Consider the following 20,261-nt stretch of genomic DNA (forward strand, 5'->3'; position numbering starts at 1 on the left):
CGGGCGACCCTCCGGTCAGCAGACTTCTCAGGAAATCATGAGCGGATCCACCCCTGCGTCCGAGCGTGCGTTCGTGCTCGGGTTCGACGGCGTCCCGTGGCGGCTCATCGAACGATGGAGCGCGGCCGGCGAGCTCCCGAACTTCGCGCGTCTGCGCGAGGAGGGGGCGTCCGGCCCGCTCGAGAGCACGAGCCCCCCGACGACGCCGCTGGCCTGGCCCTCTATCGCGACCGGCGTCTGGCCGGACAAACACGGGATCTACGGCTTCCAGAACCTCTCCTCGTCGTACTCCCACGAGATGTACACGAGTCACGATCTCAAGCAGCCGGCGCTCTGGGAACAACTCTCGCCGGCTCACGTGGGAAACGTACCGATGACGTATCCGCCCCGCGAGATCGACGGGACGACCGTCACGGGCATGATGACCCCATCGACGGAGACGGAGTACACACATCCCCCGTCGCTACGGGACGAGGTCGACCGACGTATTCCAGACTACGAGATCAGCCTCGACTACCCGGAGTACGCGGATCGCCTCGACGCGTTCGAGGACGCGGTCGACGAGATGCTCACGAAACGCCGCGAACTGATGCGCCTCCAGATGGAGGAGGCCGGCGACGACTGGGAGCTGTTTTTCTTCGTTTACACGGCCCCCGACCGGTTCCAGCACCTCATCTGGGACATGGATCGGCTCCTCGCCCACTACAAGCGACTCGACGACGTCCTCGGCGAGGTCATCGAGTACACCGAGGCTCGAGACGCCGACCTCTACGTCGTCTCCGACCACGGCTTCGGCGAGATCGACCACCTGGTCTACGTCAACCACGTGCTGGAACGGGAGGGGTACCTGTTCCGGCGCGAGGACGACGGAGCCCGCGGCGCGCTCGCGAGCCTGGGCATCTCTCGGGACCGGATCACCACGGCGCTCGAGCGCGTCGGTATCTCCGAGGAGCGACTCGTCTCCACGCTGCCCCGGACGCTGCTGGATACCGTCGCCGAACAGATCCCCGGCGAGCACGCGCTGTACGACGTCGATTTCGACCGTACCGTCGCATTCGTCCACGACGGCGGAAACTGCTACGTCAACGACACCGAGCGCTTCGAGGACGGCGTCGTCGATCCCGCCGAGATTCCGGATATCAAGGCGGAACTCGTCGAGGTGTTCGAGTCGGTAACCGACGCGGACAACACGCAACTCCTGTCGGTCGAGGACGGCGACGAGCTGTTCCCCACCGACGACGCCTCGCCCGACCTCGTCGTGAACGGGATCGACGGCTACGAGTCGCGGACGACGATCACGGACGAGGTGCTCGGCGACACCGGGACCTACGCCGCGAGCCACCGGAGTACCGGGATCATGCTCTGTCGCGGCCCCTCGATCGAACCCGGTGCGACCCTCCGCGGTGCTCGCGTGGTCGACGTCGCCCCGACGCTGCTCCACGGCATCGGGCGGCCGGTTCCGACGAACGCCGACGGACGCGTCCTCTTCGACGCGTTCGATCCCGAGTCCCGACCGGCCCGTACCAAAGTCGCGCGGACCGACGTCACCCGCACCGACCGCGAGGACGGGGACGTCGACGAGGACTTCACGGACGTCGAGGATCGGCTGAAAGGTCTCGGCTACATGGAGTAAGCCGCCACGACGAATCCCGTTCTCGGTGGCTCGAGCCAACGTAGACTCGCAAGCAGTGTCGCTACCCTTTCGGCCACCGAGATACGGTTATGGTCGAGGAGGACCTCGAACTCGAGCGCGATCTGGGCGAGGCGACGATCGTCTACGACGACCCGGACGAAGGGACGGTCCGGAAGACGGTGCCGAACGAACACGTCGCGTACTTCCAGGATCACTGGATCATCAAGACCGACGAGGACGACCAGGGCCACGACATCGTTCGGCGGATTCCCTCCTGGAAGGTCCACTACGTCGAACGATCCGTCGAAGAGTTCGAAGACGAGATCGACACGATCGTCGACCGGGTCCAGTCGGTCGCCTCGACGCTCCGGACGAAGATCCCCGTCGGCGACGAGGGGTCCGACGAGGACGCCGCACCGCTCGAGGTGGATCTCGGGGAGGAACCGGGACACTCCGACGAGGGCTGACGACGCCGTCGTCAGAGGCCTATCGGGCTGGCAACGATTACGAGGACCTGATGCGCTCGAGTCCCGACTGGACCGACTTCCAGGCCGGGTAGGCGACGTTGTAGACGCTGTTCGGCGTGTTTCTCGCGCCAGCGCGGAGCAACCGGTGGGACAGCGGCGACCGGGATTCGGCGACCAGCTCCTCGAGATCGACCGAACACAGCCACTCGAAGAAGGCTCGTTCCTGCGGGGATTCGGGGTCGGCCTCGCGGACGCGGTCGCGGATGTCGGCCCACATGTAGCGTTCGTCCTCGCCGAGTTCCCACGCGCCGGCCTCGAGGTTGCGACGGACCTCGTCGTAGTCGTCGCTCGAGAACGGATAGCCGTGGGCGGTCGGATCGAGGCCGGAGAGCCTGAGCCCGATCGCGGTCCGGTAACACTTCTCGCACTCGCCGCAGTTGCCGTCCATCCGGTCGTTGCAGGTCTGTACCTCGAGCGTCGGGTCCTCGTTTCGGACGTACTCCGCGATGACGTCGATGCGTTCCTGGCGAGTGAGTTCGTAGCCGTCGTGGTGACACCGGGTGCCACCCCAGCGAACGTGGTCGTCGATGTCGGGGCGTGACCCCCACTCGAGGTCGATCCCCTCCCAGTGGGTCGCGGCGACGTAGAGGTCCTCGATCCCGCGGACGTAGGCCATCGGCGCACAGAGACCGAGCAATCCGAGGCCGTGCCCGACCGAACTGTACCAGGCCCCGTCGACGAACCGTTTGTAGTGGGCGAGCAACATGGCGTGATCGAGCGCCGAGAGCGCGTTCGTCTCGAGGAACGCGGTCTCGAGGCCGCGGTCGGCGGCGAACGCGGAGACGCGTTCGCGGAGGTGCTCCCAGTCGGGGTCGTCGGCAGGATCGGGCGTGATCGTCCACCCACGGAGGCTCACGAGCGTCGGCGCTTCGTCCCGGTGGCGGACGTACGAACAGGTCGAGTCGACGCCGCCGGTGAACAGCAGAGCACTGTCGCTACCTTCGGTCGTCGACTCTCGGTCCGCTGTCGGATCGGCGTCGATGGTTTCCCGTGCGTAGAGCGTCCCGCCCTCGAGGAAGTCGTGCATCTCGAGCAGCGACGCTTTGGCTTCTTCTAACGCGTGCGCGAAAGTGACGTCGACCTCGTCGACGTAGACGTCGGCCCCGTTTGCCCACGCGACGGGACAGACGTTCGCGAGGGCGGGAATCGCGAGGATTCCCGCCGGAACGTCCTCGATGGGCTGGTCGTACTCGACCCGGAACGGTTCCCCCGTGACGAACCGCTCCAGGTCCCGCGTCGGGCGGAGTCTACACTCGAGTGTCGATCCGTCGGCGTCGATCCGATCGATGGCGATCCGGGACATACTGGGACGACGGCGCGGCCGTCGACGCTTCCGACCACGGATCGCGACAAAAATCGGACGAATCGTTTGTGGGCCGAGAACGGCGAAATCGACACGTAACAGGCCGTATGTGGCCAATGTACGCTCGTATCGGGTTCCGAAATCCGGCTCGGTCCGTCGCCGATGCTCTCGGCGCAACGGCCGAGCCTGCGGGGCCTCGGGCGGGACGCGAACCGTCGGCTTCGTGGCCGTGAATAAGACGTCTATAACAAACTCCGTGATCGGAGAGCCTTCCGCCAAGACATGCGTCCGGATTCGAACGCGAGCGGTCGGTGGGGCGATCGACGATGAGACGGACGACGCTGAATCTCACGTTCGCGATCGGTTATCTCGTCGTCGCGTTCGGGGTTCTCCACGCGCGTGCGAACCCCGCGACGAGTTACGAGGCGTCGATATACGCGGGAACGCCGGCGCTCGTCTGGGTCGCCCTCGCAGTCGCGCTGGCGATCGCCGTCGGTACGACGCTGGTCTGTCGGGACCGCGAGCAAGCGCTTGGCATCGGCCTCGGCGCACTGGTCGTGACGACGATCGTCAGCCTGCCCGTGATCAGGAACTACCGCTACTCCGGGATGGGCGACGCGATGACCCACCTCGGCTGGACCAGGGACCTCGTGGAGGGATCGCTCGCACCCCACGAACTGTTCTACCCGGCGGTTCACTCGCTGGGGAGCGTCCTGCACTTCCTCGGGGGCGTCTCGATCGAACGAGGGCTGTTGTTGACGATGGTCGTACTGTTCGTGCCGTTCTTGCTCTTCGTTCCGCTGGTCGTCCGGGACCTCTCGGGAAACGCGCTGGCCGTCGGCATGGCGGCCGTCGTCTCCTGGATGGTGCTGCCGATCAACAACATCGCGACCCACATGGGCGTACACACGAACTCGAACGCCCTGTTCCTCGTTCCGGTCGTGATCTTCGCGTTCGTCGCCTACGTCCGCCGACGGGCGACGATCGATCGGCTTCCGCTGGGCCTGTCGCCGTTTAGCGTCCTCATCTACGTCACCGGGGTCGCACTGCTGTTGGTCCACCCCCAGCAGATGATCAACGTCGTGGTGTTGTTCGCGGTCATCGCAGGCGTGCAGTTTCTCGCCCGGTACAGGTACGACGACCACCCGATCCTGAACCATCCGACCACCTACGCACAGACGCTCGTACTCGGCACGATCTTCACCGTCTGGGCCGCGACGAACGAACGGTTCAGACAGGCAGTGATCGGACTCGTGGAGGGGCTGGCGGCGGAGGACATCGGTACCGCTGCCGAGGTCGACGAACGGGAAGCCGCCCTCACGGAGATCGGCGGCAGTATCGGCGAGCTGTTCGTCACCATGTTCCTCGAGGCCGCCGTGATCGGCCTCCTCGTCGCGCTGTTCGTGCTGGCGACCTGGCTCGGCTGGACGAGCGTCGACCGGGAGACGGGGTCGTTCGTCACGTACTTCGGGATCGGCCTGCTCCCGCTCGGCGGCATGTTCCTGATCTACTTCGTCGGGACCCCGACGATGGCGTTCCGGCAGGTCGGGTTCATCTTCGTCGTCCTGACGATCCTCGGTGGGCTGGCCCTGGCCCACCTCTTCGGTCGCATGGCCCAGTACATCACGACGCCCGGGGCAAACGCCGTCGCGTCGCTCGTGATCGGTGCCTTCCTCGTCCTCGGATTGATGACGGTCTACGCGTCGCCGATCATCTACGACCCCGGCCAGCACGTCACCGAGGAGACGTTCAGCGGCTACGAGGCCACCCTCACGTCGGACGACGATCGCCCCCTCGCTGGATTGGGCTACGATCCCTTCCGGTACGACCACGCGATCAACGGCCTCGAGGGCGAGGAGACCCTAAGCGGCGCGACCGCTGCGAGCGGGGAGGTCGATCACGAAGCCTTCGAAGCAGGCAACTACAGCGGCGCGTACACCGGCGACGACTACTACCTCGCGATCACCGACTACGACGTCACCCGCGAGATCGACGTCTATCAGGAACTGTACTACAGCGAAGCCGCCCTCGAAGGCCTCGAGCGCGATCCGGCCGCGAACAACGTTATCTCGAACGACGAGTTCGAACTGTACGAAATCTCGAGCGACGAGTAAGCCGTCACTGGAGTTCTGTTCCCCCTCCCGATTCGTCCCGCGGTCCGCAGCGTCGACGCCGACTCGAGGTTCCGATCCGGGCCGACCCCGCTCTCGACGTAGCGTCGGTTCCCGACGTTCCTCTCCGGAATCGGTTACTGGTTCGCGATGACCTCCGTCTCCACCTGCCGTTCTATCGTCCTCATCGAGAGAGTGCGGGCAAGTCGTCGATCGACCTCGGTGTCGGTCGACCGCCCGGTGCCGACCGACGAGTAACGGCGAGTTACGGGTCCGTCACCGACGCAATGGCACACTTCCCGACGGATCTCCTGCTCGAGGAGCCGAACTGACCAGCAACGACTCGGTCCCGCTAGGGACGATCTCGAGGCGGTAATCCGTCGTTACGGTCGTCCGATCCGGGTTTCGATCGACCCGAACGTTCGTAACGCCGATACAGCTTTTTCATACAATCTACACTGATTACTGCTGATTAGATTACTTTCTCGTAGCCCTATACTTTATTCCAAGGAAAGGTTTATGAGTATAACGTGGAGTTACGCAAGTGTATGGCGCAGAACCCCCGTACGTCCGAGGCGGATGCTACTCCGACGACAGGCCGTAATGACGGCTTACACCGACGCAGCTTCGTTCGCTCGGTGGCTGCGGTCGCCACCGCGGCGACCGCGTTCGGTGCGACCGGCACGGTCGCGGCCCAGGACGACTACGAGGTAATCGAAGCGCAGAACCAGACGATCACCATCGAGTCCGGCGAGACCTGGGAGAACAAACTCGTCGACATGACCACCGGGCAGGACATCACCATCAGCGCCCGTGGGAGCGACTGGACGATCCGCAACGTCGGCTTCGAGGGTGCGAACACCTCCAACGCCGGCTCCGGCACGTTCGGTATCGCGGACCCGAACGGCTCGAGCACCGTCGAGAACGTCTATCTCGGCGACGGCTCCTCGAGCGGCAACTCGGCACCGAACGGCCACGGTGAGACCGCGTTCTGGGTCGCTCCGGAACACGCCGGTCACATCGACTTCCAGCACGTCAACATCCAGGGCTTCGCGGACAACGCGATATACGGCTCCGCCCCCGGTACCGGCGGTGGCGGTACGATTCACATCGATCGATCCTTCGCCGCGAACTGTTACGTCTCGCACTTCCGCCTCGCGACCGAGGGGAGCAAGGTGACGAACTCGAGCGTCTACGTCGACGAATCCGACTACCAGGGCCGGGGTATCTGGGCCTGGGCCCCCGGGACGATCGAAGTCGAGAACTGCCAGCTCGAGATGAACGGACAGAACGTCGCCATCGCGGCCGGCGCAAACGGCGACGCGACGACCGTCGAGGTCAGCGACAGCGACTACGATCCGGAGGCAGGCATCCAGGAAGCCGCCGGTTCGAACGTCCAACTCGCCGACGACGTCGGCACCGACCCCGACGCGTTCATCCCCGAAGGCACGCCGACGTCGGCCGAGGAAGCGGCCAGCGGCTCCAACTGATCGGCGACCACGCGCGACGACGGCCCCGCTGACGCACCCTCCACGTGACTCCCCCGACGACCCCTCCACACGATCCCCGCTGACGCGCTCTCCACGCGGTCCCCGCTGACGCACCTTCCCGTCGGTTTTCCTGCCGACACCCTCCATCGGCCTTCCCCACGTTCGATACTCCGACGCCTACACCGGCATCGGGTCGTTTTCTCCGGCTCCCTCGAGACGCGTCGTGGCTGACCGTTCGCCGATCGAGCCGGTCGATCTGCTCGAGCCGATTGGCCGAATCGGTCACCGACCGACCGGCTTCGTTTCGCCCCGATTGTCGGAACGCCCAACGTTCCTCTTCAAGAGAACATCACAAATTCTGTGAAGATACAGTACGATATGAATTATAGTCTGTAAATTTTAAGTATTTTGTAGGAGAAAGTTTATGGTGGTAGTTTCGTATTACTCGATCGCATGGCACGCGAACGTTCGGTACTGGACGAGGACGATTCGGTCGGTACAGGCAGTGGTACGCTCGATATCGGCGGTAATGAGTCATTACTCGACCGTCGATCGTATCTGAAGTTGGCCGGCGCGACGACGGCTGGTGCAGCCATCACTGGAACCGCCGCAGCGTCCGACGACTACGAGACGATCACGGCACGTGGACAGACGATCCGCATCGGCGCGGGAGAAACCTACGAGAACAAACTGTTCGACCTGACGAACGGCAACAGCGTTCTCCTGCTCGTCGAGGGCGGCAACTCGACGATCCGGAACATCGGATTCGAGGGGCTCCACCGGGGTGACGCGTTTATGATCTCGATCACTGCCCCGAGGGGCGACGTTCTCATCGAGAACGTCTACCTCGGCGACGGCTCCACGAAGGAAGGCGAGAGCTTCGTCCACGGTCCGGGTGCAGTCTTCTACCACAAGCGGGCCGGCTGTGACGTCACGTTTCGGTACTGCAACGTCCAGGGTTGGCCGAACAACGGTTTTTATTGCTCCAACACCGCCTCCGGCGGCTCCGTTACGTTCGAGCACTGTTACGGCAAGAACAACGGCGTCTCCACGTTCCGGGTCGCCGGCGGCAACGATCGACTCGTCAACTGCGTGGCCTACAACGACGATACCGACTACGGTCCCGGCTGGGGCGGCTACGTCGAGGACGCCGGTCGACCCCTGTGGGTCTGGCCCGGCGGCACCGTCTCCATCGAGGACTGTCACTTCGCGGCCGGGAGTTACCCCTACGCCGCAGTGATGCGCGGCAGCGGCTCTGCCCGGATGACCGGCGGCGCAATCCGCGGCAGCGTCCAGGGTGGCGGCCTCCAGCGATCGGGCGTCTCGAGTTCGCCCGACCTCTCGGTTCCCGAGGGCGTCCCGACGTCGGCCGCAGAGGCCGCCGCGGGCACCTCGAGTTCCACCCCCGACGACGGCGCGAACGAGTCCCCCGAGGAGGACGACGACCCGGAACTCGAGCACGTCATCCTGTTCGACGGCGACGCCGCTGCGGTTACGCGCTACGAGTTCACGGTCAGCGGTGACCTCGAGCCGTCGAACTACCGCGGGGCGACGATCGACGAGGAGAACGCCATCGCGGACGGCACCGCCCAGGGCGTCGTCGCCAACTGGCGTGACGCGTTCCGATTCGACGGCGATCTCGAGGAGCTAACCGTCGACGGGCCAGCGACGGTGTTCGTCGACGGTGAGGAAGTCGATCCGGACGACTTCGGCGCGGAACTCCCCCACGTGCTGGAAGTCGAGGGCCGTGGCACGCCCACGAGCTTCGAGATCACGGTCGACGGAACGATCGAACTCGTCGACGACTCGGCCGACGACGAGACGACGACGGTCTCCGGATCGACCGTCTCGAGTTCGGTCACGGACGCGACGCTGACGGCGCGGTTCTCCGGTGCCCTGACGGACGTGACGTTCACGGAGGGCGAGGCGGCCGTCTTCGTGGACGACGAGGAGATCGATCCCCAGGAGTACGGCGACCAGGAGTTGCTCCCCCACGCGCTGGTCGTCGACGGGACGGACACCGACGGCGTAAGCACGTACGCGTTCGAGACGTCCGGTGCGGTCGTCAAATCGGACTACCGTGACGCCTCGATCGACGACGAGGACGTCATCGAGGACGGGACGGTCCGGGGTGCGACCGCGAACTGGCTCGACGCCTACTGGTTCGACGGCGACATCACGGCGTTCAAGCTCGTCGGCGACGCGAACGTCGACGTCCAGTACAACGCCCGAAACCAGTGACGGGGCCTCGATCGATCGGTTCGGCTCGTCCGTAGCGAAGCCAGGTCTCGAGACGATCGACGACTCGTTTTAGAATCGAAGCGGCTCCCGAGGAGGAACAGTAAGCTGGCACGCGAACCGTTCCGGTACTGGACGTCGGGAGCCATGCATGCGTACGCGCGGTGGCGATAAAAGTCCTTCTCGAATCCCGCGCAGACGCTGGGGACGACCGCTGCTACCGAGACCGTGGTAGCGAACCGAGCGTCGAACGGACCGTCCTCGGGTCGGCCTCCCTCGGTTCGAGTCGCCGCGTCTCGATCGGGTTGGGATCACTCGATTCGCGAGAGTTTGCCGTCGACGGTCGCTTCCCGCCGTCGGTTGGTGACGACGTGAGCCAGCGAGAGCAGGAGGAACGCGACGACGATCCCCGCCGCGACTCCGGTCGCGGGGAGGGTCGAAAGCGGCGGAACTCCTGCGACGGCACCCCCGGTTACCGTCGCACCGACCACGCTGAGCGCGGCGTACCACCGATCCCACCGGTCCTGTTTGTGGGTATCGGTGTCCAGGTACATCATCAGCAGGTCGGCGTTGTCCGAAAGCGAGATGAGCCCCCGATCCTGGTCGTACTCGACGATGCCCGCGTCGTCCATCTTCGGGAGGTGGGTCTGATAGAGGGCCACGTAGACGCGCTTTCGTTGATCCGAACTCAAAGCGTTGACGTCGGTATCGTTCTCCCAGGCCGCGATCTGTTCGGCCAGTTCGCCGAGCGTGACCGTCTCGTCGGCCTCGAGGAGGTAGGTGAGGACTTCACGCCTGCGGCGGTTCTTCAGGAGTTCGAAAATGACGTCCTTCGAGAGTCCCTCCTCGTCCTCCGAGTCGGACACTGACGACGCGATCTCGTCCGGGATAGAGGTATCTATCGACGACATTATGACGAGCCTCCGGCTGTCGGTCGGTCGGTCCGTCGATATGTGGGCCGGCTGACTGGGGCGACGCGACCGGAAGAACGGACCGACGAGAGCCGTAATACGTTCGAACGGCGATTCGCAGTCACTGTTGACACACCAAGTTGTACACCAACAGAGACACTCTTAAACGCGGCCACGTTTTGCACCGGCTGCAAAGGTCGTACGGGCCGGCTTCTCCGAGCCCTCCGGTCGTTCTGCCGGCGTCGGTCCCCACGCGCGTCGCCCCGCCAGTCCGCGTCGACGGAGTATCGTTCGATTGGAATCCTGTACCGGGCGCGTACACTGGCGGGAATTCCGTGCAACGGTTCGGCAGCGGGATCTCTTGGATAGGTCGGCAACACGGCACTGGTATGTCACGTTCGGCGCGACCGATATAAAATCGCCTGTCGGTTCGGAACCGAAAGCGACGTTTACGCAGTGAATTGTCGATTGACGCCGACACACGCGTGAAACGATAGGAACGATTCATGTGGCGAGTTCACGCAGAACACAGTGGGTCGAAGCGGCCAGCCGTTCGCCGCTTGACCCGGACACGACCGATGGGACACGGTCTCGACACGATCGTCGACCGCCTCGAGCGGGCGGGTGGGACGTTCAGTGTCGCTCGTCTCCTCTCTTCCTTTCGGCGGCAGGAGTCGAGGTAAGTCGGTGTTTCCATCGGAAACCATGTGAACCCCTTACAGTGCCTGCACGGTTTGCTCCCGCTACTGATGACACAGTCCATCATCGATCAGTCGACGACTGAGTCCCAGGAGCGGGACGTCGAGCTGTGTCCCGACTGCGAAACGGATACGATCGTTCACGATCCGGACCGGGGTGAGCGCGTCTGTGAGCAGTGCGGACTGGTTCTCTCCGAGGATCCTATCGACTACGGACCCGAGTGGCGGGCGTTCAACGCCCAGGAACACGACGAACTCTCGCGCGTGGGCGCGCCACTCACGCAATCGATGCACGATCGGGGGTTGACGACGACGATCGACTGGCGCAACCGGGACGCCAACGGTCACTCGATGTCCGCGGACAAACACGGCCAACTCCACCGGCTTCGCGTCTGGCAGGAACGCATCCGCACCAAAAACGCCGGCGAACGCAACCTGAAGTACGCGCTCTCGGAGATCGACCGCATGGTCAGCGCGCTCGGGGTGCCAAAGCCCGTCAAGGAGACCGCCAGCGTCATCTACCGACGTGCCCTGGAACAGGACCTCATCCGCGGGCGCTCGATCGAGGGGGTCGCGACGAGCGCACTCTACACCGCGTGTCGGAAGGAGGACATCCCGCGCAGTCTCGAGGAGGTGACCTCCGTCTCCCGGGTCGACCAGCGCGAGATCGGCCGCACCTACCGGTACATCGCCGACGAACTCGACATCAACCTCGAGCCGACCAACCCACGGCAGTTCGTCCCGCGCTTTTGCTCGGAACTGGACGTCGACAACGACGTCGAGACGACGGCGATGGAGATCATCGACCGCACGACCGACCAGGGCCTCCACTCGGGGAAGTCACCGACCGGCTTCGCCGCGGCGGCGATCTACGCGGCCGGGTTGCTCTGTGACGAGACGATCCCCCAGCGGGCCGTCGCGGAGACCGCACAGACGACCGTCGTCACCGTCCGCAACCGCTACCGAGAACAGCTCGAGGCGATCGACCGCTCGCCCGCTACATGATCGAGCGCTCGTCCTCGCCGTAGGACTCCTCGTCGACGAGTGCGTGGAGGTTCGAGTACGGCACGAACGCCACGAAGTCGTCGTCCGCGTCGTATAGCTCCACCCCGTTTTCGGCGTGGTCGTACCGTTCACAGAGGATCTGGCCTTCCGGCAGGATCGCACGGAACATATTCAATCGTACGCGCTCGGGCCGCATATAGATTGGACTCGATTGCCACCCCGGACGCGGGCCGTCCCCGTTACTGCCCGGCTTCCGCGACGGTGAACTCGTCGAGACGGCCGGTAAGCTCCGAGGCGGTGTCGGACAGCGATCCGGCGGCGTCGGAAATTTCCGCGATCGTCGCCGTCTGCTCCTCGGCAGCGGCGGCGACGCTGTTCGTCTCCTCGAGCGTGCGTTCGCTCTCCTCGGTGGCCCGATCGACCATCGAGACGACCTGCTGGCTCGTGGTGGCCTGCTCGTCGGTCGCCTCGTTGATCGACTGGACCCCGTCGTTGGCCTCCTGGACCTGGTTCGCGATCTCCTCGAGTACTTCGAGGCTCTCCTCGATCGTTTCCGCACCCTCGACGACGTCCCGTTGCATCCCCTGGATCTCGTCGACCGCGTCCTGCGCCGCCGTCTGGACGTTCGTCACCAGCTCGTCGACCTCACGGGTCGCGTCGCCGGTCTCCTCGGACAGCGACTTGATCTCGTTGGCGACGACGGCGAACCGGCTCCCGTCCTGCCCGGCGCGGGCGGCCTCGATCGAAGCGTTGACCGCGAGCAGATTGGTCTCCTCGGCGATCTCGTCGATCAGTTCCACCACGTCGCTGATCTCCGCCAGTTCTTCCTCGAGGGCGTCGATCCGATCGACGATCGTCCCGGACCGCCGTTCGATACGCTCGAGTTCCGCGATGGCGTCCGAGGCCGTCTCGCGCCCGGAGCGGGCGCGATCGGCCGCTCGAGCCGAAACGTCGGCGACGCCGTCGGCCGTCGAAGCGATCTCCTCGATCGTCGCGGAGAGGTCGCTCATCTCGCCGAGCACCTCTTCGAACCGCTCGTTCTGCTCGTCGGTCGCGATCGAGATCTCTTCGGCGGAATCGCTGACCTCCGCGCTGGCCTGTTGCATCTCCGCGACGCTCGTCGAGACCTCCGTCCCTACCGCGTCGACCTCGTCGGCGAGACGCTGAACGTCCTGGAGCGTCCCCTCCACGTCGTCGAGCATCACGTTCAGCCCCGTCGCGATCTCGGTCATCGCCTCGTGATCGCTCTCGAGCGTGACCCGATCCGTGAAGTCGCCTTCGGCACACTTGCGCAACACCTGCCGGATGCGTTCGGCGTCGGCCTCGAGGTCGGCGTTGCGCCGCTTCACTTCCTCGCGCTGGTCTTCGATCCGTTCGCGGCTCTCCTCGAGTTCGTCGATCCGGTTCTGAAGCCCCGCTCGCATCCCCTCGAGCGACTCGCCGAACTCGCCGGGAACGTCCGCCTCGAGGACGTCGGCCTCGAACTCCTCCCGGGCGAGCGCGTCGGCCTGGCTGGCGACGGTCGTCAGGTAGTCGTGCATCGTGACGAACGACCGCTGGAGGTCGCCGGTCTCGTCGCGCTGGTCGGTCTCGGGCGGTCGGTAGTCGAGGTTCCCGTTCGCGATGCCGTCCGCGATCCGCTGAAGGCGCTCGAGCGGTTCGATCACGTCGCGTCTGGCGATCAGGATCGTGTTGACGAACGCGACGACCGCGAGGACGAAGACGAGGCCGGTGAGCACGATCTGGGTCGTCGGAAAGACCGCGAAGGCCTCGCGGGGACCGAGAAACACGAGCGGAAGGGCGAAGACGGCAAGCGTCGCGAGAAACTGCAAAAACACCGCAGCGGTGATCTTCCGTTCGACGCTCTCGGTGATGCCGATCCGATCCATCACCCGCCACAGCATCGATTCGTACCAGTCCCGAACCGACCCCGACTCCGCGGTGGTCGCCTCGAGTTCGTCCGCAGACTGGGTTGCCATGTCGAGAACACGTTCGGATCTGGACTTAAATCCCGACGCCGTTCCCCATCGGCGGGAAGAGGCGCATTTACGTCTTCTGGCCGCCCATTCTCGATTCCGGCCGCCAGCCAGTTCATTTATCGCCAGGATCGGAGCAGAAATCCCATCGGCAGCGCCCCCGCGGCCGCGAGCGTAATCGGTTTACTCCTACCGGCGTTACGGCCGGCCAGTGACCGACGAACGTGCGTCGACGCCGAACGATGGTGAGTCCGCCGCGACCGACGGTGAGCCCGACCCTGCGACCGACGGAGCCGAGGGGACTGCCAAGAGCGACGAGGAGACGGTCGACGATGCCGATTCACCCGAGGAGGCGTTCTCGATCGCCGACTTCCACGAGGCCAGCCAGCGCGAGGGTCGTCCCGTACTCACGGCCGCCGCGGTCGCTCGAGCGCTCGAGATTCCCCACGAAGAGGCAAGCGACCGCCTCGAGGCGCTGGCCGAACGCGGCGACCTAAAGCGGCTGTCGGTGTCGACGGACCCCGTGGTCTGGTATCCAAGCGAACTCGAGGACCTGACCGACCGCGAGCGGGTCGTCGTCTTTCCGAAACGCCGCGAGATCGTCGTCGACCGGCCCGACCAGTTCACCCGCGCCCAACTCGCCCAGTTCGCCCACCTCGAGGACGCCAACGGCGAGCAGGGGTATCGGTACGTCGTCCGCCCGGAGGACGTCTGGCAGGCACCCCACGACACGTTCGAGGCCCTCGAGCGGACGATGCGCCAGGCGCTCGGCCAGCGCTCGGAGCGACTCGAGGAGTGGGTCCGCAGCCAGTGGGAGCGGGCCCGCCAGTTCCGCCTCTACACCCACGAGGAGGGCTACACCGTCCTCGAGGCACAGAGCGCGGAGGTGATGGGCAACGTCGCCCGGCAGAAACTCGACGAAGAACACGTCCACGCGCCCATCTCCGAGACCGAGGACTGGGTTCGCGAGGGCTCCGAGGCCGCGATCAAGCGGATCCTCTACGAGGCTGGCTACCCCGTCCAGGACCACCGGGATCTCGACTCCGGAGAGGCGCTCGACATCGACCTCGAGGTGTCGCTGCGGGACTACCAGCAAACGTGGGTCGATCGGTTCGCCGAGGCCGGCGAGGGGGTCTTCGTCGGCCCGCCGGGTAGCGGCAAGACGGTCGCCGCGATGGGTGCGATGGCCGAGGTCGGCGGCGAGACGCTGGTCCTCGTGCCGAGTCGCGACCTCGCCCGCCAGTGGGCCGATACGATCCTCGAGTACACCTCGCTCGAACCGCAGCAGGTGGGCCAGTACCACGGCGGACAGAAGAACGTCCGTCCGGTGACGATCGCGACCTACCAGATCGCGGGGATGGATCGACACCGATCGCTCTTCGACGACCGAGAGTGGGGACTCGTCGTCTTCGACGAGTGCCAGCACGTTCCCAGCGACGTCTACCGGCGGAGCACGCACCTGCAGTCCCGACACCGCCTCGGTCTCTCCGTCGATGGTGACACGGTCGTTCCGATCAAACGCAACGGCAACGTCTCGATGGAGCGGATAGCCGACTTCGCTACGGAACATCTCGGGGAGGAAACCGGCTGGTCACGGGTGAACGACGCAAAAACGCTTGCCGTCACCGACGAGGGGGACGTCAACTGGACGGACATAACGGGCGTGATGCGGCATCGGAACACAAAACCGATGTACGAAATTCGGAGTTCGAACGGGCGGAAAGTATCCGTTACGGAAGATCATTCGATAATCGTCTTCGATGCTGAGGAAATGGAGCTCACGAGCAAGCTTCCAACGGAGATCGACGTTACCGACTATCTTCTTCAACCACACGACCCCGACCTGGGTCTTCCGTCCCGATCCACGGTCGATATATTGTCACTACTAGATGAGGGATTCGTCTTACTGAGCGAGGACACGCCCGATTCCGAATTCGAACCGCTGTACGAGAGGGATATCGGCGATAACAAGCGAAGATATAACTGGAAGACTCGAGGAAACCTCCCACTATCAGTCGCTCGAGAAATCGATATCGACCGAGAATATATAAAGGGTGTGTACACGGGAAAGCGAACACAATATATTCCTCCTTCGGTGCCAATCGAGGATTTCGCGCGTCTGATCGGGTTGTTCGTCGCCGATGGGTGTCTCGGCCATCGTCGAGTCGAATTTTACGCGCAAGATACCGCGGAAACGTCGGAAGTAAGCGAGTTTAAGTCAATCATCCGTTCATTACATCCAGAGGGGAATATCACGACTAGGTCGAACGGATCGGGATGCACGACTGTTCGAATAAGTGGACCTCTGGTCGATATACTCGAAACGGTTGGGCTATCGAACGGTGCACGCGAGAAAACGATACCACCGATTATTCTGTCTAACCCACAGTCGTACGAACCGTTCCTAGAAGGAGTTATACTCGGAGACGGGTCCCGACAACGCCGAGATCGAAATAGAGCGAACGTTACTATTTCGACATCGAGCGAACGGTTGACTCACGGGTTGAATATCATACTTTCATCGCTTGGATACGTCGGTGGAAACTATCGACGAGCGTGTGATGTCGAAGTACGAGAGCAAACCCACGATGTCACGACAAACAACCTCGTTCGGTTCAACCCCAAGAATCGTGAGAAAGATCCACGGAATTCACTAGTACCGTTTACGGAGCAACTCCGAGCCTGCTACGATGCTATCGGTCGGGTTCCAGTAACGAAGAGATATGACGGGATCCAGGAAACACCACTACAGTCGGGGCTCGAACATCGAACGCGACTGAACGACCGAGAGTTAGTAGCCCTTCTTGATCGGACAGATACCGATCAATGGCGATGGCTCGCCGAAACGGATATTGCAATGTTAGAAGTGGACAGTATCGAGCGTGTCGAAGACGAGGAGTTCGTATACGATATCTCGACCGCTGAATCGAATTTCCTTGGAAACAGTCTTTTCTGCCATAATTCAGCCAGCCCGATCCGCGAGGACGACCGCCAGCAGGAGATCTTCACCCTCGTCGGGCCGCCGATCGGCACCGACTGGCAGGCGCTGTTCGACGCCGGCTTCGTCGCCGAACCGGAACTCGAGATCCGCTACGTGCCGTGGGGCGACGACGAGCAGCGCAACGCCTACGTCTCCGCCGAGGGCCGCGAGAAGTACCGCATCGCCGCCGAGAACCGCGGGAAGATCGACGAGATCCGGTACCTGCTGTCGGCCCACCCCGACTCGAAGGCGCTGGTCTTCGTCGACTACTTAGAGCAGGGACGAGACCTCGCCGACGCGCTGGACGTCCCCTTCGTCAGCGGCGAGACGCGCCACTACGAGCGCCGCCGACTGTTCGACGAGTTCCGTCGCGACGAGCGGGACCTACTCGTCATCTCGCGCGTGGGCGACGAAGGGATCGACCTCCCGACCGCCGATCTCGCCATCGTCGCCTCCGGGCTCGGCGGCTCGAGGCGGCAGGGCACCCAGCGCGCGGGCCGGACGATGCGACCGGCCGGCGGCGCGCTCGTCTACGTCCTCGCCACCCGGGGCACCCGCGAGGAGGACTTCGCGCGCAAACAGCTCCAGCATCTCGGCCGGAAGGGGATGACCGTCCGCGAGAAGACCGTCGAACGGGAGGACGAGCCCGAGGACTAACCGACCTCCGCTACCGGTGGTGCGTCCGGTTCGACCGTTTCGACCCGTTCGACCGCTCGCACGCCGACGGCGCGCTCGAGCGTTCGTCTCGACGTCGGTTCGTCGGCGGCGTCGGCGGCGATTTCGAGGCGAACCTCGAGATCGACGGTCGTCTCGTTTAACGCAGGGGAGACGCCCCGGACGTCGACGGAAGTGACGGTTTCGACCGCGTCGGCTCGCTCGAGGACCCCGACGGCACCCTCGGCGAGGCTGCCGGAGGCACCGAGCGGGACACGAACGGTGCACAGCGCATCGATCTGGTGGATCGTCGCTACCATAACGCCCCCGTCGAGAGTCGAACTCGACGCTCGGGGTCGCCGGTGCCCGGCGTGGGAACCGACGACCCCGCGTGTTGGCCGATACACCACGGGGGAACGCCCCCGATACGCGTGTCGGCCGGGCGGTCGTCGAACGTCGTACGAACCGGTCCCCGACTGTTCGGGTTCCAGGTACCTCGAGAACGAGCGACGAATCCGTCCGGCCGGCGGCGTTATCGGGCGCGGACGGATTCGATAGCGACCGAATTCGACCCGGCGATCGGGTCGACGCTCCGTCCACGACCCTCGAGTCCAATAGCGAACTCGAGGTCCGGCTTGCCGAACCCACGCTCGATCGGCCCATAGCCGAGCGAGCAGTGAGTGGACATCGTGGTGCGGAGCATCGGTCTGAACGTATCCAGACCATGTTCGGGCGCTGTCATAACTGTTTCCCCAGTGTGTTCACACGCCACACGAATTGGACGGATCGAACCGGGGCCAATATTCAAGGTCACGCTCCGGAAACTGTACGGGTACCATGAACGAGCCGTTCGCAGACGGGGTGGGACGGCGGTGAGCGAACAACAACAGCGGGAGATCCTCGTCGGCGAGACGGACGACGGGACGGACCTCTATCTGCCCGTGGTCGAACTGCTGACCGGCCGCGGCTTCGTGACCGGCAAGAGCGGTTCGGGGAAGTCCAACACCGCCTCCGTGATCGCCGAAGAGTTGCTCGAGGCGGGCTTTCCCCTGCTGATCGTCGACACCGACGGCGAGTACTACGGCCTGAAGGAGGAGTACGAGATGCTCCACGCCGGCGCTGACGAGGAGTGTGACATCCAGATCGGTCCGGAACACGCCGAGCAGATGGCCGAACTCGCCCTGGAGGAGAACGTTCCGATCATCCTCGACGTCTCGGGCTACCTCGACGAGGACGTCGCCGACGAACTGCTGCGGGAGACGGCCCGACAGCTGTTCGTCAAGGAGAAGAAGATGAAAAAGCCGTTCCTGCTGGTCGTCGAGGAGGTCCACGAGTACATCCCCGAGGGCGGCGGCGTCGGCGAGACGGGCAACCTGCTGATCAAGATCGGGAAACGCGGCCGCAAACACGGCCTCGGGATCATGGGCATCAGCCAGCGTCCGGCCGACGTGAAGAAGGACTTCATCACGCAGGCGAACTGGCTGGTCTGGCACCGGCTCACCTGGGACAACGACACCAAGGTCGTCGGCCGGATCATCGACAACGAGTACTCGGAACTCGTCTCGGACCTCGACGACGGCCAGGCGTTCGTCCAGACCGACTGGGACGAAGTCGACGTCCGCAAGGTCCAGTTCCGCCGTAAGCGCACCTTCGACGCGGGTGCGACGCCCGGTCTCGACGACTTCGAGCGACCCGAACTCAAGTCCGTCTCCGACACGCTCGTCGGCGATCTGCAGGAGATCTCCGAGCGCAAGGAACGCGAGCAGGACCGCATCAACGAACTCGAGAACGAACTCGAGAAGAAGGAGAAACGGATCGAGACCCTGGAGGACGAACTCGAGAACGCCCGCGACATCTCGAACGCGGCCAAGCAGATGGCCGACGCGCTCTCGAACCCGCAGACGATCCAGACGCAACTCCCCGAGGGCGACGGTGCGGACGACGAGGAACTGCGCCGGCTCCACGAGGAGATCGTCGACCTCGAGCGCGAGTGCGAACTGCTCGAGGACGAACTCGAAGAGCGGGAGGCGGCCCTCGAGGAAGCCGAGGACGAACGCGAACGCCTCGAGGCGATGCTCGAGTCCCGGACGGAGACGATCGAGCGGCTCCGGATGGAGAACGAACGGCTCCGCCGACGGGTGACCGAACTCGAGCGCGAGGCCGACGGCGACGGGTCGGCCGGCGACGCCGAGTCGGACGGCGAGGAGGTCCCGGCCGACGATCCCATCGTCCAGGGCGACGGCGACGAGGTCGAGTTCGGCTACGTCTCGATCGACGACCCCGACGCCACCGAGATCGTCGTCGCGAACGAGCGCCGGGAGTTCGACGAACTCCTCGAAGTGATCGGCATCACCGACAGCGTCGAAGCGGCGAGCGACCGCTCGCAGTGTACCGTAGAGACCGCGACGCGGGTCGTCGCGGTCCTGGCAGCTGACGGTCCGCTCGGGACCCCGGCCATCGCCGACCGCGTGGATCGGTCGCCGGTCGCCGTCCAGGGGCTGGTCTCGGAGCTTCGAACGGAATCGGTACTCGACAGACGAGAAGGCCGGGAGTACGGTCTCTCCGAACCGGTCAGATCGAAGCTGAATCTCGTCGAACCCAATGAGTAGATCGTCCGGTATAGCCCTTGAAATGCCGATTTCCTGCATTTTTCCTGTTCACCCGTCTACCTGAAGCGTCGGCCTACGGCCGCCAAGCCCTCGCATAACAAAGCGGCGGCGATGCGACCGACCGCT

At 64.4% G+C, this 20,261-nt stretch carries 13 protein-coding genes and 1 tRNA gene; 8 read left to right on the forward strand and 6 right to left on the reverse strand.

From position 1 onward, the window contains the following. Positions 1-37 precede the first annotated feature (37 nt). Together TX79_RS02465 and TX79_RS02470 are read left to right on the forward strand one after the other, a co-directional pair. Positions 38-1,633 (forward strand): alkaline phosphatase family protein, encoded by a 1,596-nt coding sequence (locus TX79_RS02465; RefSeq protein WP_049925539.1) that lies wholly within the window; start codon positions 38-40, stop codon positions 1,631-1,633. Positions 1,634-1,722: 89 nt separating this feature from the next. After that, the gene (locus TX79_RS02470; protein ID WP_049925541.1) at positions 1,723-2,100 is read left to right on the forward strand and encodes a hypothetical protein; all 378 of its coding nucleotides are present in this window, start codon (positions 1,723-1,725) and stop codon (positions 2,098-2,100) included. A 37-nt stretch (positions 2,101-2,137) separates the two neighbouring features. Here TX79_RS02470 and TX79_RS02475 read toward each other — a convergent pair whose 3' ends face one another. Then, positions 2,138-3,463 (reverse strand): hypothetical protein, encoded by a 1,326-nt coding sequence (locus tag TX79_RS02475; protein ID WP_049925542.1) that lies wholly within the window; start codon positions 3,461-3,463, stop codon positions 2,138-2,140. 326 nt (positions 3,464-3,789) lie between these two features. Between TX79_RS02475 and TX79_RS02480 the strand changes: the two genes are divergently transcribed. The 3 genes from TX79_RS02480 (at position 3,790) to TX79_RS02490 (ending at position 9,305) form a co-directional block, all read left to right on the forward strand. Beyond that, positions 3,790-5,577: a hypothetical protein gene (locus TX79_RS02480; RefSeq protein ID WP_049925543.1), complete on the forward strand. Its 1,788-nt coding sequence runs from the start codon at positions 3,790-3,792 to the stop codon at positions 5,575-5,577. Between the two features lie 545 nt (positions 5,578-6,122). Next, positions 6,123-7,064 (forward strand): hypothetical protein, encoded by a 942-nt coding sequence (locus TX79_RS02485; RefSeq protein ID WP_049925545.1) that lies wholly within the window; start codon positions 6,123-6,125, stop codon positions 7,062-7,064. A gap of 453 nt (positions 7,065-7,517) precedes the next feature. Continuing rightward, positions 7,518-9,305 (forward strand): hypothetical protein, encoded by a 1,788-nt coding sequence (locus tag TX79_RS02490; protein ID WP_049925546.1) that lies wholly within the window; start codon positions 7,518-7,520, stop codon positions 9,303-9,305. A gap of 308 nt (positions 9,306-9,613) precedes the next feature. On the opposite strand, the gene TX79_RS02495 is transcribed toward TX79_RS02490, so the two are convergent. Continuing rightward, the gene (locus tag TX79_RS02495) at positions 9,614-10,213 is read right to left on the reverse strand and encodes a DUF7344 domain-containing protein (protein ID WP_049925548.1); all 600 of its coding nucleotides are present in this window, start codon (positions 10,211-10,213) and stop codon (positions 9,614-9,616) included. Positions 10,214-10,962: 749 nt separating this feature from the next. On the opposite strand from TX79_RS02495, the gene TX79_RS02500 reads away from it, so the two are divergent. Further along, positions 10,963-11,916: a transcription initiation factor IIB gene (locus tag TX79_RS02500; protein WP_049925549.1), complete on the forward strand. Its 954-nt coding sequence runs from the start codon at positions 10,963-10,965 to the stop codon at positions 11,914-11,916. On the opposite strand, the gene TX79_RS19535 is transcribed toward TX79_RS02500, so the two are convergent. Together TX79_RS19535 and TX79_RS02505 are read right to left on the reverse strand one after the other, a co-directional pair. Continuing rightward, entirely contained in the window at positions 11,909-12,085 is a 177-nt protein-coding gene (locus TX79_RS19535) for a hypothetical protein (protein ID WP_195892444.1), read from the reverse strand. The two genes, TX79_RS02500 and TX79_RS19535, sit on opposite strands and share 8 nt — an antisense overlap. A gap of 70 nt (positions 12,086-12,155) precedes the next feature. Continuing rightward, the gene (locus tag TX79_RS02505) at positions 12,156-13,895 is read right to left on the reverse strand and encodes a methyl-accepting chemotaxis protein (RefSeq protein WP_049925551.1); all 1,740 of its coding nucleotides are present in this window, start codon (positions 13,893-13,895) and stop codon (positions 12,156-12,158) included. A 208-nt stretch (positions 13,896-14,103) separates the two neighbouring features. Here TX79_RS02505 and TX79_RS19540 point away from each other — a divergent pair, with 208 nt between their 5' ends. After that, positions 14,104-17,529: a DEAD/DEAH box helicase family protein gene (locus TX79_RS19540; protein ID WP_195892445.1), complete on the forward strand. Its 3,426-nt coding sequence runs from the start codon at positions 14,104-14,106 to the stop codon at positions 17,527-17,529. Here TX79_RS19540 and TX79_RS02520 read toward each other — a convergent pair. Next, on the reverse strand, positions 17,526-17,846 hold the full coding sequence (locus TX79_RS02520; RefSeq protein ID WP_049925552.1) for a hypothetical protein: 321 nt from the start codon (positions 17,844-17,846) through the stop codon (positions 17,526-17,528). The two genes, TX79_RS19540 and TX79_RS02520, sit on opposite strands and share 4 nt — an antisense overlap. A gap of 2 nt (positions 17,847-17,848) precedes the next feature. After that, positions 17,849-17,942: transfer RNA gene (locus TX79_RS19185), tRNA-Asp, on the reverse strand. 456 nt (positions 17,943-18,398) lie between these two features. On the opposite strand from TX79_RS19185, the gene TX79_RS02525 reads away from it, so the two are divergent. Continuing rightward, positions 18,399-20,135 carry a helicase HerA domain-containing protein gene (locus tag TX79_RS02525; protein WP_230198529.1) on the forward strand — a complete coding sequence of 579 codons (1,737 nt, stop codon included), beginning with the start codon at positions 18,399-18,401 and terminating at the stop codon, positions 20,133-20,135. Positions 20,136-20,261: the final 126 nt, after the last annotated feature.

The sequence above is a fragment of the Halopiger goleimassiliensis genome (assembly GCF_000455345.1).
Classification (GTDB): Archaea; Halobacteriota; Halobacteria; order Halobacteriales; family Natrialbaceae; genus Halopiger_A; species Halopiger_A goleimassiliensis.

What these genes read in the sequence shown, in the direction of transcription:
- TX79_RS02470 (WP_049925541.1), top strand. Translation starts at nt 1,723, where the DNA reads ATGGTCGAGGAGGACCTCGAACTCGAGCGCGATCTGGGCGAGGCGACG.
- TX79_RS02485 (WP_049925545.1), top strand. Translation starts at nt 6,123, where the DNA reads ATGGCGCAGAACCCCCGTACGTCCGAGGCGGATGCTACTCCGACGACA.
- TX79_RS02495 (WP_049925548.1), bottom strand. Translation starts at nt 10,213, where the DNA reads ATGTCGTCGATAGATACCTCTATCCCGGACGAGATCGCGTCGTCAGTG.
- TX79_RS02475 (WP_049925542.1), bottom strand. Translation starts at nt 3,463, where the DNA reads ATGTCCCGGATCGCCATCGATCGGATCGACGCCGACGGATCGACACTC.
- TX79_RS02500 (WP_049925549.1), top strand. Translation starts at nt 10,963, where the DNA reads ATGACACAGTCCATCATCGATCAGTCGACGACTGAGTCCCAGGAGCGG.
- TX79_RS02480 (WP_049925543.1), top strand. Translation starts at nt 3,790, where the DNA reads ATGAGACGGACGACGCTGAATCTCACGTTCGCGATCGGTTATCTCGTC.
- TX79_RS02490 (WP_049925546.1), top strand. Translation starts at nt 7,518, where the DNA reads ATGGCACGCGAACGTTCGGTACTGGACGAGGACGATTCGGTCGGTACA.
- TX79_RS02465 (WP_049925539.1), top strand. Translation starts at nt 38, where the DNA reads ATGAGCGGATCCACCCCTGCGTCCGAGCGTGCGTTCGTGCTCGGGTTC.
- TX79_RS19535 (WP_195892444.1), bottom strand. Translation starts at nt 12,085, where the DNA reads ATGTTCCGTGCGATCCTGCCGGAAGGCCAGATCCTCTGTGAACGGTAC.
- TX79_RS02520 (WP_049925552.1), bottom strand. Translation starts at nt 17,846, where the DNA reads ATGGTAGCGACGATCCACCAGATCGATGCGCTGTGCACCGTTCGTGTC.
- TX79_RS02505 (WP_049925551.1), bottom strand. Translation starts at nt 13,895, where the DNA reads ATGGCAACCCAGTCTGCGGACGAACTCGAGGCGACCACCGCGGAGTCG.